The sequence below is a fragment of the Anaerotruncus massiliensis (ex Togo et al. 2026) genome (assembly GCF_030825285.1).
In the GTDB taxonomy this organism is placed as follows: domain Bacteria; phylum Bacillota; class Clostridia; order Oscillospirales; family Ruminococcaceae; genus Anaerotruncus; species Anaerotruncus massiliensis.
The window spans coordinates 59,505-73,850 of sequence record NZ_JAPJQF010000001.1 but is presented as its reverse complement, the minus strand read 5'-3'; the positions used below and the strand labels follow the sequence as shown (position 1 = coordinate 73,850).

12 protein-coding genes are annotated in these 14,346 nt (G+C 62.5%); 9 read left to right on the top strand and 3 right to left on the bottom strand.

The window, feature by feature from the left end; translation table 11 throughout:
• Nucleotides 1-51 precede the first annotated feature (51 nt).
• Nucleotides 52-879: a diaminopimelate epimerase gene (gene dapF / locus RCI06_RS00345; protein ID WP_243107393.1), complete on the bottom strand. Its 828-nt coding sequence runs from the start codon at nucleotides 877-879 to the stop codon at nucleotides 52-54.
• A gap of 241 nt (nucleotides 880-1,120) precedes the next feature.
• Between dapF and RCI06_RS00340 the strand changes: the two genes are divergently transcribed.
• Nucleotides 1,121-1,552, top strand: coding sequence for a hypothetical protein (locus tag RCI06_RS00340; protein ID WP_306573559.1), 432 nt, complete (start codon nucleotides 1,121-1,123; stop codon nucleotides 1,550-1,552).
• Complete coding sequence (cimA, locus tag RCI06_RS00335) at nucleotides 1,539-3,122, top strand: citramalate synthase (protein WP_306573556.1); 1,584 nt, start codon at nucleotides 1,539-1,541, stop codon at nucleotides 3,120-3,122. The genes RCI06_RS00340 and cimA overlap by 14 nt, the downstream gene beginning before the upstream one ends.
• Before the next feature lie 67 nt (nucleotides 3,123-3,189).
• On the opposite strand, the gene RCI06_RS00330 is transcribed toward cimA, so the two are convergent.
• A complete protein-coding gene (locus RCI06_RS00330; RefSeq protein ID WP_101550536.1) occupies nucleotides 3,190-4,569 on the bottom strand; it encodes an NAD(P)/FAD-dependent oxidoreductase in 1,380 nt (459 codons plus the stop codon).
• Nucleotides 4,570-4,573: 4 nt separating this feature from the next.
• A complete protein-coding gene (locus RCI06_RS00325) occupies nucleotides 4,574-5,806 on the bottom strand; it encodes a glycosyltransferase (RefSeq protein WP_306573554.1) in 1,233 nt (410 codons plus the stop codon).
• Between the two features lie 283 nt (nucleotides 5,807-6,089).
• On the opposite strand from RCI06_RS00325, the gene RCI06_RS00320 reads away from it, so the two are divergent.
• From RCI06_RS00320 to RCI06_RS00290, 7 genes are all read left to right on the top strand, one after another.
• Nucleotides 6,090-7,541 carry a nicotinate phosphoribosyltransferase gene (locus RCI06_RS00320; RefSeq protein ID WP_172439206.1) on the top strand — a complete coding sequence of 484 codons (1,452 nt, stop codon included), beginning with the start codon at nucleotides 6,090-6,092 and terminating at the stop codon, nucleotides 7,539-7,541.
• A 321-nt stretch (nucleotides 7,542-7,862) separates the two neighbouring features.
• A complete protein-coding gene (locus RCI06_RS00315; RefSeq protein WP_101550540.1) occupies nucleotides 7,863-9,089 on the top strand; it encodes an ABC transporter substrate-binding protein in 1,227 nt (408 codons plus the stop codon).
• A gap of 147 nt (nucleotides 9,090-9,236) precedes the next feature.
• Nucleotides 9,237-10,118, top strand: a complete 882-nt coding sequence (locus RCI06_RS00310) for a branched-chain amino acid ABC transporter permease (RefSeq protein ID WP_306573552.1) — start codon at nucleotides 9,237-9,239, stop codon at nucleotides 10,116-10,118.
• A gap of 5 nt (nucleotides 10,119-10,123) precedes the next feature.
• Nucleotides 10,124-11,284, top strand: a complete 1,161-nt coding sequence (locus RCI06_RS00305; RefSeq protein WP_101550544.1) for a branched-chain amino acid ABC transporter permease — start codon at nucleotides 10,124-10,126, stop codon at nucleotides 11,282-11,284.
• Nucleotides 11,281-12,123: an ABC transporter ATP-binding protein gene (locus RCI06_RS00300; RefSeq protein ID WP_101550546.1), complete on the top strand. Its 843-nt coding sequence runs from the start codon at nucleotides 11,281-11,283 to the stop codon at nucleotides 12,121-12,123. Before RCI06_RS00305 ends, RCI06_RS00300 begins: the two co-directional genes overlap by 4 nt.
• Nucleotides 12,116-12,823 carry an ABC transporter ATP-binding protein gene (locus RCI06_RS00295; protein WP_101550548.1) on the top strand — a complete coding sequence of 236 codons (708 nt, stop codon included), beginning with the start codon at nucleotides 12,116-12,118 and terminating at the stop codon, nucleotides 12,821-12,823. Before RCI06_RS00300 ends, RCI06_RS00295 begins: the two co-directional genes overlap by 8 nt.
• A gap of 284 nt (nucleotides 12,824-13,107) precedes the next feature.
• The gene (locus RCI06_RS00290; RefSeq protein WP_306573549.1) at nucleotides 13,108-14,301 is read left to right on the top strand and encodes a hypothetical protein; all 1,194 of its coding nucleotides are present in this window, start codon (nucleotides 13,108-13,110) and stop codon (nucleotides 14,299-14,301) included.
• The last annotated feature ends 45 nt before the right edge of the window (nucleotides 14,302-14,346 follow it).

Sequence of the window (14,346 nt, the reverse complement as noted above, 5' to 3'; positions counted from 1 at the left end):
ATATCAAAAATGCCCGCCGCGCGTCAGCGTACCGGGCATTTTTCAGTCGCTTTATAGATCGATTTCCATCACGCCGTCGAAGACGTGGGCGGCGGGGCCCTCCATCAGGACGGTAAAGTCCTCCCGGCAGGTGATTTTCAGTTCGCCGCCGCGCAGGCGCACGGTGACCTCGTCGCCGGCGTCGCAGTGCCCGTTGACAACCGCCGCGACGACCGCCGCGCAGGCGCCGGTGCCGCAGGCGAAGGTCTCGCCGCTTCCGCGCTCCCACACCCGCATTTTGAGAGTCTGACGGTCGACGAGCTCGATGAATTCAGTGTTGATGCGGTCGGGGAATTTCTCGTGGTTTTCAAAGAGGGGGCCGATGTCCTCGAGCGGCAGGTCCTCCACGTCGTCGCAGAAGATGACGGCGTGGGGATTTCCCATCGAGACGCAGGTGACGAGAAAGACCTCCCCGTGCACAAGCATCGGCTGGCTGACAAAGTCGTCATAGTCGGTTTCGACGGGGATATCCCTGGCGCGCAGGGACGCCCTGCCCATATCGACCCGCACGGTCGACACCTTTCCATCCTCCAGCGTGAGCTCAAGCGTCTTGACGCCGCTTCTGGTGTCGATCTGCAAGGTTTTGCGGTCGGTAAACCCGCGGTCATAGACGTATTTTCCGACGCAGCGGATGGCGTTGCCGCACATCTTTCCCTCCGAGCCGTCGGCGTTAAACATGCGCATCTCAAAATCCGCCCGATCGGAGGGGCAGATGAGGATGAGGCCGTCGGAGCCGACGCCGAAGTGGCGGTCGCTCACGATGCGCGCCACCTCCTCCGGGTGCTTGAGCTTGTGCTCGAGGCAGTTGACGTAGATATAGTCGTTCCCGAGGCCGTGCATCTTGGAAAAATGTAGCTTCAATTCCTTCGTTCCTCCATGGTTTCGGCGGACGGCTGCCGTCCGGTTCTTCCAAAGGCTTCTTCTGACTCTTTATTTTAACGCAAACCTTCACTCTTGTAAAGTGAAAAAAGCGGCGGCTTGTGCGCTGGAGACGTTTATGCTACAATATCCGCATGACAGACAGCCCCGCCGCCCGCTCTGCGGCAGGCGCGGAGGCGGAAGAAAAGAGGAGACTTTTCAGATGAAGAAGCTGAGGACATCCCAGATGACCGCGCGTTTTTCCTCGTCGCTGGAGGCCGTTTGGGAGGCCGTGACCGATAACACCGATTTTTCCTGGCGCAGCGATCTTAACCATATCGATACCAAGCCGGACGGCGTCACCTTCGTGGAATACCCCAAAAAGGGGAGCGAGACGGTCTTTACAATCACTGAAAAGCAGCCGGGGCGGCTCTACGCCTTCCACATGGAGCACGCGATGTTCACCGGAGAATGGACGGGCGAGTTCTCCAAAACGGAGGAGGACGGCACCGAGGTGGTCTTTACCGAGCGGCTCACCGTCCGAAACCCGGCGGTCTGGCTGCTGTCCTACCTGCTGATGGACCTGCGGGGGATGCAGGAGACCTATATCCGCGACCTGCGGCGGAAACTGGGGGAGAGCGATGAAAAAGATTGATATCTTCGATTCGACCCTGCGGGACGGCGCGCAGGGGGAGGGGGTCTCCTTCTCGGTCGAGGATAAGCTCGCCATCGCGCGGGCGCTCGACCGGGCGGGGGTCGACTATATTGAGGCGGGCAACCCCCACAGCAACCCGAAGGACGAGGAGTTTTTCCGCCGCGCCGCCGGCGAGCTCCGCCTTTCCCACGCGCGGCTGGTGGCGTTCGGCTCGACCCGCCGCCGGGACTCGTCGGCCGGGGAGGACAAAAACGTCGCCGCCCTGCTTGAGACGGGGACGGCCTGCGTCGCGGTTTTCGGCAAGGCGAGCGAATGGCAGGCCCGCGAGGTGCTCGGCACCACGCCGGAGGAAAACCTCCGGATGATCGCCGACACGGTGGCGTATCTGGCCGAGGCGGGCAGGCGGGTCTTTTTCGACGCGGAGCATTTTTTCGACGGGTATAAGCACAACCCGCTCTACGCCATGCAGGCGCTCAAGGCGGCCGCCGACGCGGGCGCCTGCAAGCTCATCCTCTGCGATACGAACGGCGGGTGCTTCCCCGACGAGATCCGGGCGATCACCGCGGAGGCGGTCAAGGTCTTCCCCGGAAAGATCGGCATCCACTGCCACGACGACACCGGCTGCGCCGTCGCGGACACCCTGGCGGCGGTGAAGGCCGGCGCGGACCATGTGCAGGGGACCTATATCGGCTTTGGGGAACGGTGCGGCAACACGAACCTCTCCACCGTGATCGCGGATCTGCAGCTCAAGCTCGGCTTCCAGTGCGTCCCGGCCGACTGCATCGCCCGGATGACGGGCGCGGCGCGGATCATTTCCGAGATTTCCAACGTGCGCCTCTCCCATTCGATGCCCTATGTCGGCAAGAGCGCCTTCGCCCACAAGGGCGGGATGCACGTCGACGGGGTGAAAAAGAACCCCTCCGCTTTTGAGCATGTTGACCCCGCCGCGGTGGGGAACCACCGGCAGATCCTGCTTTCCGAGGTGAGCGGGCGCAGCGCGCTGATCGCGAAGATCAGCGAGGTCGTCCCGGGGCTCACCAAGGATTCCCCCGAGCTTGAGACGCTGGTCGGGGAGCTCAAGGAGCTGGAGTTTCAGGGTTACCAGTTCGAGGCGGCGACCGCCAGCTTCGAGATGGTGGTGCTCAAGGAACTGGGAAGGTTCCGTCCCTTCTTCGCCCTCGAGCTGTTCCGGATCATCGGCGAACAGGACAGCGCGGACCGGCACATGGCCTCCGCGATGGTCAAGGTGCGGGTGGGCGACCGCTATGAGATCACCGCCGACGAAGGCGACGGCCCGGTCCACGCGCTCGACCGCGCGCTGCGCAAGGCGCTCGAGGTCTTTTACCCGAACCTCGCGGGGGTCCGCCTCATCGACTACAAGGTGCGCGTCATGGACACCGGGAAGGCGACCGCCGCGATGGTGCGCGTCCTGATCGAATCGTCCGACGGGGAGAACGCCTGGACGACGGTCGGCGTGTCCACCGACATCATCAACGCCTCCATCCGGGCGCTCGTCGACTCGATGGAGTATAAGCTCTACCGCGATTCCCTCAAGCGGGAGGCGCCCTGACGGGCGGAAACCGGACACGAAAAAGAGGACCGGGCGTAAGCCCGGTCCTCTTTTTCGACCATGCCGTTTATTCCTTGCCGATGATGCGGTCCGCGACGTAGAGTCCGTTGGCGGACGCCTGCGAGAGGGAGCGGGTGAAGCCCGCGCCGTCGCCGACGGCGTAGATGCCGGGGCAGCCGTCGATCTCGAAATCGGTGCACTTGGGGCGCGCCGAATAGTATTTGCACTCGATGCCGTAGAGGAGGGTGTCGTAGTTGGCGGTGCCGGGGGAGATCTGGTCGAGCGCGTGGAGGGTCTCGACGATGTTGTCGAGCTGGCGCTTAGGCATGCAGAGGCTCAAATCGCCCGGCACGGCGGAAAGGGTGGGGCGCACGGTGCCCTGACGCAGGCGTTTCTCATCGGTGCGCCGGCCGAGCTCGAGGTCGCCGAGCCGCTGGACGAGCACGCTGCCGCCGCTGATGAGGTTGGCCAGGCTCGCGACGTGGCGGGCGTATTCGATCGGCTCGCGGAAAGGCTGGGTGAAGTTGGTGGTCGAGAGCAGCGCGAAATTGGAGTTCTGCGTCTTGCGCGCCTCGTCGCGGTAGGCGTGGCCGTTGACGGTCAGGACCCCGTTGGTGTTCTCAGTGACGACCTGCCCGCGGTCGTTGAAGCAGAACATGCGGATGATATCGCCGTAGCCCTTCGAGCGGTAGCGGATTTTCGGCTCGTAGATCTTCTTCGCAAAGTCCTCCCACACCATCGAGGGCAGCTCGACGCGCACGCCGACGTCCACCTGGTTGTTGTGCAGGGGGATGTCGTTCTCCTCGCACCAGGCGGAGAAGAAGCGGCTGCCCGCGCGGCCGACGGCGAAGATGATCTTGCCGGCCTCGACGGCCTGCTCGCCCTCCGCGGTTTTGACGGTGAGGATGTGGGACTCCCGGTCCACGCCGACCACGTCCGCGCCGGTGTGGATTTCCACCCGCTCGGCGAGCGCGTGAATGAGCTTTTTCATCGTCTCGAAGTTGGAGTCGGTGCCCAGGTGCTTGAGCTGGGCCTGGCTCATGTGCAGGTCGTATTCGAGGCAGCGTTTCTTGAGCTCGTTGCTCGGCTGGAACCGCTCGGTTGTCGCGCCGAATTTGACGAGGATCTGATCCGCCTGCTCGATGTAATCGAGCACCGTCTCATCGGGGAGGAACTCGGTGAGCCAGCCGCCGTATTCGGTACTGATCACGTATTTGCCGTCCGAAAAGGCGCCCGCGCCCGCGAGCCCCTCCATGATGGCGCAGGATTTGCACTTGACACAGGTGCTCACCTTTTTGGTGATGATCGGGCAGACGCGCTTTTCGATGGGGCTGCCCTTTTCAAACAGCGCGACCGAAAGGGAGGGCGCGCGTTCCGAAAGGCGCCACGCGGCCATCAGGCCGCCGATGCCGCCGCCGATGATGGCGATGTCATACTGCTTTTTCACGTGATCAGTCTCCTTTGTTTTGTTTGCGCAGGTGCACCCGGAAGGCGGGCGTCACCATCAGGCGGGAGCGGCGCTTTTTGTGCAGCGCGGTGTTATAGACCTTGAGCACGTATTCCGCAAGGTTGACCGCGCCGCTCTGCTGGACCGAGCGCCGAGCGGAGGCGCGCAGGGCGGAGAGCCTGTCCGCCGGCATGGTTTTGAGCATGCGGATCTTGTCCGCCATGTCCTTAGCGTCGTGGAAGATGTAGCCGTTGACCCCGTCGCGCACCTGCCCCTCGTTGAGCGGATCGATGATCTGCAGGACGGGCAGGCCCATCGCCATCCCCTCGAGCATGGAGATGGAATCGGTGTCGGAGGTGGAGGCGGTGATATAGAAGTCGCACGTCCCCACATAGGGCGGCATGTCCGTGTGGAGCACCTTGCCCGCGAAGGTGACCATGTCGGTGATGCCCAGACGGACGGCCTGTTCCTCCAGCTCCTCCCGGCAGGGGCCGTCCCCGATGACGAGCAGCCGGATGTTTTCCTCCGGCCGGATGGTCTTTTTCCAGTAGTCGAGCAGCAGGTCGACGCTCTTCTCCCGACCGAGCCGCCCGACGAAGAGGCCGACCGTTTCGCCGTGCTGATAGCCGAATTTTTCACGGAAGGCGTTCTTCTTTTCCTCCGGGATCTTTCCGGGATCGAACATGTCGAGGTCGACGGGGTTCGGGATCACGTTGACCGGCTTATAGACGCCCGCCTTGCGGAAGTATTCCTCGCATTTTTTGGAGGGCCCGGTGACCTCCTGCGCCAGCTTCGCGAACAGCTTGGTATATTGGTGGGAAAATTTCGTCGCGGCCGGTACGAGCGGCTGGGGCGCGATATAATAGATGTACTCGTCGTACATCGTGTGCAGCGTGTAGACGAGCGCGACGCGCAGCACCTTGGCGATCATCATCCCCGACAGCCCGATGCCGAACTCGTTGTGGATATGGATGACGTCGGGACGGAATTGATAGACGTATTTGAGCCGCGTGGTGGAGAGCGGCATGGCCACGCCGTAGCCGTAGAAGCGCTTGGAGGTGTGGGCGGGGCAGTGGAGGACGCCGTCGGAGACATAGTGCCGGCGCGCGGAGGCGTCGGCGGTGACGATCAGGACCTCGTGCCCGAGCTGTTCCAGCCCGTCCTTGAGGGATTTGACGTGGGTGACGACCCCGTTGACATGGGGGAGGTAGGTTTCTGTAAAAAGTGCAACACGCATGGTACACGCTCCTGTTCCTTTGGCGTTGTGGTCTGCGGATGCGGATTCAGGCAGCTGCCGGATGATCGCGGGCCCGCTGAGGATAGAACGAGTTTCCACGCGGGATGACTTCACTTGTAACGGCCGCAGATGGGCCCTGTCTTTCATTAGTATAACAATTTTGCACGCAGAAAGCAAATCCCGCCGCCCCGGGCGGATTACATTTGCTAAATCGGTCGAAAAGGTGTAAACTATCGATGACAACCCGGAGGGGCGCTGAAAGAAAAGGACGAGGTGACACGCAATGCCGATTGATATGAAGCGGAACCTGACGATGCTGACGGATTTCTACGAGATTACGATGTCCAACGGCTATCTGGAATATGGGCTCGAGGAGCGCACGGCGGTCTTCGACATGTTCTTCCGGAAGATTCCGGACGACGGAGGTTTCGCAATATTCGCGGGGCTCGAGCAGCTGATCGAGTACATCAAGGATTTGGAATTCACCGAGGAGGACATCGAGTTTCTGCGCGGCAAGGGGCAGTTCAGCGAGGCGTTCCTGGCCTACCTGAAGAATTTCCGGTTCTCCTGCGACATCTGGTCGATGAGGGAGGGCACGCCGGTGTTCCCCTACGAGCCGGTCGTGGTGGTGCGCGGCCCGATCATCCAGGCGCAGATGATCGAGACGATGGTGCTGCTCACCATCAACCACCAGTCGCTCGTGGCAACCAAGGCCAACCGCATGTGCCGCGCCGCCGAGGGGCGGCCGATCTCCGAATTCGGCTCCCGCCGCGCCCAGAGCTACGACGCGGCGATCCTGGGCGCGCGCGCGACCTACATCGGCGGCTGCTCGGCGACCGCCTGCGCGATCGCCGACCGCGACTACGGCATTCCCGCGGTGGGCACGATGGCCCACAGCTGGGTGCAGGTGTTCGACAGCGAGTACGACGCCTTCAAAAACTACGCGCAGGTCTACCCCGACAACTGCATTTTCCTCGTGGACACCTACAACGTCGTCAAGTCGGGCATCCCCAACGCCATCCGCGTTGCGGACGAGATCCTCAAGCCGATGGGCAAGCGGCCCAAGGCGGTGCGCATCGACAGCGGCGACATCGCCTACCTCTCCAAGAAGGCGCGCCGCATGCTCGACGACGCGGGCTATCCCGACTGCAAGATCATGGCGACCAACTCGCTCGACGAATACATCATCCGCGACCTGCTGCTCCAGGGCGCGCAGGTCGACCTCTTCGGCGTCGGCGAAAACCTCATCACAAGTAAGTCCGACCCCGTGTTCGGCGGCGTCTACAAGCTCGCCGCGGTCGAGCGCGGCGGAGTGCTCGTCCCCAAGATCAAGGTGAGCGAGAGCATTGAAAAGATCACGACCCCCTGCTTCAAGGACGTCTACCGGTTCTACAACCGCGAAACGGGGCAGGCGATCGCCGACTATGTGACGGTGCGCGGCGAGACGGTCGACGACTCCCAGCCGATCACCATCTTCGATCCGATGGCGACCTGGAAAAAGAAGACGGTTCGCAACTTTACCGCCAAGAGCATCCTCACCCAGGTGTTCGACAAGGGGAGATGCGTCTACGAGCTGCCCAAGCTCGACGACATCCGCAATTACTGCGCCGACCAGGTGGCCCACCTGTGGGACGAGGTCAAGCGGTTCGAGCATCCGCACCGCTATTATGTCGACCTGTCCGACCGGCTGTGGAACGAGCGGAACGACCTGCTCGAACGGATCAACGCGGAATAGAAAAAATATTTGTACGCGGGACGCGGCTTTTGCCGTGTCCCGCGTGTTTTTTTTGCTGTGCCCCCTGCACAAACGGACAGGGCGGCTCGGCGTGGGTTTTGTGTAGGGGAGCCAGCCCTGTCTGCCGGTTAAAGAATTGTTTACAAAGTACGAGCCAATAATTTTGGATAATCTGTACAAATTCGGAAAAAGAAAAAGAATTGATGGCCTGATATTGCTTTTTTCAGGATTTTTGATATAATGATGTGTATGCAGTGGGAATACAATTGTATTTCTACCGCTGAATTCCGACAATTATTTCAAAATTGGGAGGAAAGATTTATGAAGAGAGTTTTAGCGATTGTCCTGTCGGCCGTTATGGCGCTGACCCTTCTGGCCGGCTGCGGCGACAACAGCACGCCCGCGCCGGCTCCCGCCGGCGATAACGCGGCCCCGGCGGCCGACGCGGCCCCCGCGGCGGGCGGCGACGTCATCAAGATCGGCGTCTTCGAGCCGCAGACGGGTGAGAACGGCGGCGGCGGCCTCCAGGAGGTCTACGGCATCCGCTATGCCAACCAGCAGTTCCCGACCGTCAAGGTGGGCGACAAGGAATATAAGATCGAACTGGTCGAGGCGGACAACAAGTCCGACAAGACCGAGGCGGTCACCGCCGCGCAGAGCCTGATCAGCGCGGGCTGCTCGGTCATCCTCGGCTCCTACGGCTCGGGCGTTTCGATCGCGGCGGGCGAGATCTTCTCCGACGCGCAGGTCCCGGCCATCGGCTGCTCCTGCACCAACCCGCAGGTCACGCTGGGCAACGACTTCTACTATCGCGTCTGCTTCCTCGATCCCTTCCAGGGCACCGTGATGGCGAACTACGCGGCGCAGGACGGCGCCAAGACCGCGGCGGTCATCACCCAGCTGGGCGACGACTATTCCTCCGGTCTCGGCAACTTCTTCAAGAACGCGTTCGTCAAGCTGGTCGGCGAGGACTCCATCGTTGCGGAGGAGCAGTTCCAGACCAACCAGACCGACTTCAAGGCGATCCTCACCAACATCAAGGCCGCGAACCCGGACGTCATCTTTGCTCCGTCCTCCATCGCGACCGCTCCGCTGATCATCAAGCAGGCCCGTGAGCTGGGCATCACCGCGAAGATCATGGCCGGCGACACCTGGGAGAACGGCTCGATCATCGAGAACGCGGGCGCCGACGCCGAGGGCGTGACGCTGTCCACCTTCTTCGACGAGGGCGACACCTCCAACGCGGTTGCCACCGACTTCATCAAGGGCTTCAAGGAGTATCTCGTGGCCAACGGCCAGGACGAGATCATCCCGGCCGTCTCCGCGCTGGGCTACGACGCTTACCTCGCGGCCGTCAAGGCGATCGAGACTGCGGGCTCCACCGATCCCGTCGCCATCCGCGACGCGCTCAAGGGCGTGGAGTTCGAGGGCGTGACGGGTGCCATCTCCTTCGACGAGAACGGCGACGCCAACAAGGACAAAGCCTTCATCAAGGTTGTTGAGAACGGCCAGTTCAAGTTCCTCAAGACCGTCTCCGTCGGCGAATAATCCGGAATCTCTGAACGGCAGGGCGGGGGACGGCTCGTCTCCCGCCCTGCTGATTCCCGCATCCCTCGCCCGCATGCGCCGCATAACCGATGCGCGCGTACCGTTTGTGCGGTATTGAACCATGCTATAGTTTGGGGGCTTTTGCACATGAGTCTGACAACCATTTTGCAGCATTGCCTGACCGGGATCTCGCTGGGCGGCGCATACGCGCTGATCGCCATCGGGTATACGATGGTCTATGGCATCCTGCGCCTGATCAACTTCGCCCACGGCGATATTTTCATGATGGCGGGATATTTTATGGTCTTCGCCATGGCGAGCTTCCCCTGGCAGGTCGCCATCCCCCTCGTGATCGTCGGCACCATCGTGATGGGCGTCGTCATCGAGCGGGTGGCCTACAAGCCGCTGCGCACCGCGCCGCGCATGTCGATCATGATCTCCGCGATCGGCGTCTCCTACCTGCTCCAGAACCTGGCTACATATCTTTTCACCGCGATTCCCCGCGGATACCCCGAGATCCCCTTCCTGAAGAAGATTTTCCACATCGGGGCGCTCTCCGCGTCGCTGGTCACCTTCCTGACCCCCGTGCTCACCATCCTGCTTGTGATCTTTTTGATGCTGCTCATCAAAAAGACCAAGGTCGGCATGGCGATGCGCGCCGTCAGCAAGGACTTTGAGACCTCCCAGCTGATGGGCATTAAGATCAACAACATCATCAGCGCCACCTTTGTGATCGGTTCGGCGCTGGCCGCGGTGGGTTCGATCCTCTATTTCACCGACCGTATGTCGGTGACCCCCTTCTCCGGCACCCTGCCGGGCCTCAAATGCTTTGTCGCGGCGGTGTTCGGCGGCATCGGGAGCATCCCCGGCGCGGTCGTGGGCGGCTTTGTGATCGGCATCGCCGAGACGCTGCTCGTCGCGATGGGCTATTCGACCTTCAGCGACGCGTTTACCTTCCTTCTGCTGATCGTCATGTTGCTGTTCAGGCCGACCGGCCTCTTCGGCGAAAAAAGTACGGATAAGGTGTGACGCATATGAAAAAGGGTACAAAGCGCATCTGCTCCCTCGTGCTCCTCGTGCTGATCGCCTTGCTGCTGTTCTGGCTTGAGGCGAACAAGAGCGGGCAGGGGATGCTGATCTCCATCCTGCAAAAGAGCGCCATTCTGGCGATCGTCGCCGTTTCGATGAACCTGCTCAACGGCTTTACCGGCCTCTTTTCGCTGGGCCAGGCGGGCTTCATGTCGATCGGCGCCTATATCACGGCAATCCTGACCATCCCGGTTGTCAACCTGGACGGCGTCTACTATATGAACGGCGTGGCCCCCTGGGTGCGCGCGCTCAAAGAGGGGATGGAGGCCGGCCCCTCGTGGCTCCAGTCGGTCTATCCCTTCCTCGCGCTCATCGTCGGCGGCCTGGTCGCCGCCGGCTTCGCGGCGCTCATCGGCATCCCGGTGCTGCGCCTCAAGAGCGACTACCTCGCAATCGCGACCCTCGGCTTCTCCGAGATCATCCGCGCGATCTTTTCGAGCCCCCAGATGGACACAATTACCAACGGCTCCTACGGGCTCAACAAGGTGCCCACCTTCCCGAAGTTCTTCGGGCTGCCCTCCCTCTTTACCCCCTTCATCATCGCGGGGGTCACCATCGCGCTGATGGTGCTGCTGATCAACTCCTCCTACGGCCGCGCCTTCAAGGCGATCCGCGAGGACGAGGTCGCCGCCGAGGCGATGGGCATCAGCCTCTTCCGGCACAAGGAGCTCTCCTTTGTGGTCAGCTCCTTCTTCACCGCGATTTCGGGCGGCCTGCTCGCGATGTTCATGCGCTCGATCGAGGCCAAGACCTTCAGCATCGCGCTCACCTACGACATCCTGCTCATCGTCGTCATCGGCGGCATCGGCAGCGTTTCGGGGAGCGTGCTCTCCGCCTTCCTCGTCACCGCGAGCAAGGAGTGGTGGCTGCGCTTCTTCGACCAGCCGCTGACGATCGGCGGCTGGCAGGTGCCCCTCTTCCGCACCGGCTTCCGCATGGTCATCTTCTCGATCCTGCTGATGGCGGTCGTGCTCTTCTACCGCAGGGGCATCATGGGAAACAGTGAATTCAGCTGGGACGGCGTCGCCCGTCTCCCGGGCCGGATCAAGGGTTGGTTCTCCCGTAAGCGGCCCGCCCACGAAGCAGCGGGGGGTGACGGGATATGAGCGGACATGTGCTGGAACTCCAAAACCTCACCATGCAGTTCGGCGGCGTGGTCGCGGTCGACGATTTGTCGATGTATGTGGACAAAGGGGAGATCGTCGCGCTGATTGGGCCGAACGGCGCGGGCAAGACGACCGCCTTCAACATGATCACCGGCGTCTACGCCCCGACCAACGGAGCGATCTTTTTCAACGGCGAGCAGATCATCTCCAACCACCCGCAGGGGAATATGAAGAAGCTCTACCAAGGCGGCAGCGCGGGCAAGTTCCCGAACGTCATGGTGAAGCTCCCCGACGTGATCACAAAGCTGGGCATCGCCCGGACGTTTCAGAACATCCGGCTTTTCAAGGACCTGACGGTCTTTGAAAATGTCCTGATCGCCAAGCATATGCGCTCCAAGGCGGGCGTCTTTGCCGCGACCTTCCGCCTCAACGCGAAGGAGGAGCGGGCGATGCGCGCCGAGACGATGCGCCTTTTGGAGATCCTTGAGCTTGCGGACCTCCGGGACGAGACGGCGAGCAACCTGCCCTACGGCAAGCAGCGCCGCCTGGAGATCGCCCGCGCGCTCGCGACCGAGCCGAGCCTGCTTCTGCTCGACGAGCCCGCGGCGGGCATGAACCCGCAGGAGACCGCCGAGCTGACCGCGTTTATCAAGCAGATCCGCGACGACTTCAAGCTGACCGTCTTTATGATCGAGCACCACATGGACCTGGTCATGGAGATTTCCGACCGCATCTACGTGCTCGACTTCGGCAAGCTCATCGCGGCGGGCACGCCCGACGAGGTACAGAACAACCAGCGCGTGATCGACGCGTATTTGGGGGTGGCCGACGATGCTTAACATCAGCAACCTGAAGGTGAATTACGGCGGCATCGAGGCTGTCAAGGGAATATCCTTTACTGTTCCGGAGAAGAGCATCGTGACGCTCATCGGCGCGAACGGCGCGGGCAAGAGCACGACCCTGCGCGCGATCGCCGGACTGGTCCCCATCAAGGGGGGCACGATCGAGTTTTTGGGCAAACAGATCAGCGGCCTGCCGAGCGAAAAGATCGTCGGCACGGGCATTACCCTCGTCCCCGAGGGCAGGCGGGTCTTTCCCGACCTCACGGTGCTTGAAAACATCAAGATCGGCGCCTACCTGCGCAAGGATGACCTGACCGACGATATCAACTGGGTCTACGACCTCTTCCCGAGGCTCAAGGAGCGCTCCTGGCAGCTCGCGGGCACCCTCTCGGGCGGCGAGCAGCAGATGCTCGCGGTCGGGCGCGCCCTCATGAGCCGCCCCAAGCTCATCATGATGGATGAGCCGTCGCTCGGCCTCGCGCCCCTCATCGTGCAGGGGATTTTCGACATCATCAAGGAGATCAACCGGCAGGGGGTCACCATCCTGCTCATCGAGCAGAACGCGAACCTCGCGCTGCGCGCCGCCGACTACGGCTATGTGCTCGAGACGGGCAATATCACGCTGGACGGCACCGGCGCCGAGCTGCTCGAAAACGAGGACGTGAAAGCCGCTTATCTCGGCAAAAAGAAAAAATGAACAGGGAACCAAAAGCGGGCCGGCTGACGCCGGCCCGCTTTTTTTGCAGTATTTCAGGGGGAATCCGCCACTTTTATGTAAGGACGGGTGTGAAACCCCTTCCTTACAGGGTAGGCTGCCCGCGCAAAACGCGCGTTTTTTGATCCGGCAGAACCCTGCCGACCATAGTATCACCGGGCGCTGCCGCAGATATGCGCGGCGGCTGCCGCTTCCAAAAGATTGTGCTTTTCCCGTTTTTTTGCTATGATGGACCTATTGAAAAGGACGAGGGGGAACGGACGGCGATGCGGAAAAGAGCGTTTGTCAGGCTGGCTGGAATCCTCTGCGCCTTTGCGCTTACCGTGCCGGTTTTCGCCGCCTCCTACGTGGACGACTGCGACAGCCTCGCGCCGGACGGGACGCGGAGCTACGGCGGCTTCTCCGAGGCGGTCGGAGATTTTGACGTCTTCTCCGGATGGGGTACCTGCGGCGACGCGACGGCGCTGGCCGTCGGCGGGCGGGAGGCGCAGGCGACCTACCGGGTCAGCGGCGCGGAATCGGTGGAGGTGTCGTTTTACGCCAGCCTGAGCACCTGCGCCACGCCCTACGGGAAGGACGCGTTTACGCTCGGCGGGCAAAGCGCCGAGGCCCTGCTGAACGCGCGGCGCTGCTTTTATGACCGCGCGGCGGACGTCGTTTTTTTGACCGAGAACGGCAGAAACTTCTCCCTGCAATATGATCCCTTTTACGGACTGCTCCTCCGGGAGGACGGCCGGCCGCTTTCGGACGACTGCTTCTGGGGGCTCAACCTCTCCGTTTCGCGGGACGGCTCCGCCTTTACGCCCCTGCGGGACGTCACGCTCGCGCGGGTGGAGTCGCAGTGGCTCGAGCTCTCCACCGGCCGCTACTATCGCGAGACCTGTACGGCCCGGCTTCCGGAGGGCACCCGCTACGTCCGGGCGGCCTTCGAGGACTTTCGGTCGCTGGAGGAGGTCCCCGACCGGACCCGTGCGTTTTTGCTCGCGCGCGTGCGGTTTGACGGGGATGCCCTGACGTCGGGCGGCTCCGGTTCGGAGGAGTCCTCCTCCGTGCCGGGCGGAGAGAGCTCCTCCGTCCCCGACTCCTCCTCGCGGCTTCCCACGGCGGGCGGCGGGGGCGGCTCCGCTTCCGGCGGCGGTTCTGGCGGCCGGCTTTTGCGGGAACGGCGGGAGGCCGGGGCGGAAGCGCCCGCTTCCGCGGCCTTGGCCGAAGGCCCCGCCGCGGTCTCCCCGCGTGCCGCCGGGGAGCGTGGGGAAAGCGCCTCCCGAACGGAGGACACCTCCGCCCGTCCCGAGAGGCGGGAACCGGAGCCCTCCGGAGGCGTGGCCGTCTACCGGAACCTCGGCGGCGGGGACGCCGCCGGGCCCTCCGCTACTCCGCAGGAGAAGTTCGGCGGCATGGTCGGCGGGGGAGCGGGGCTCTACATCCTGCTCAGCTTCCTGCGCGGTGTGCGCCGGTGAGCGGATTGTTGACAAATACCCGGCGCCGTTTATAATAAAGAGTAT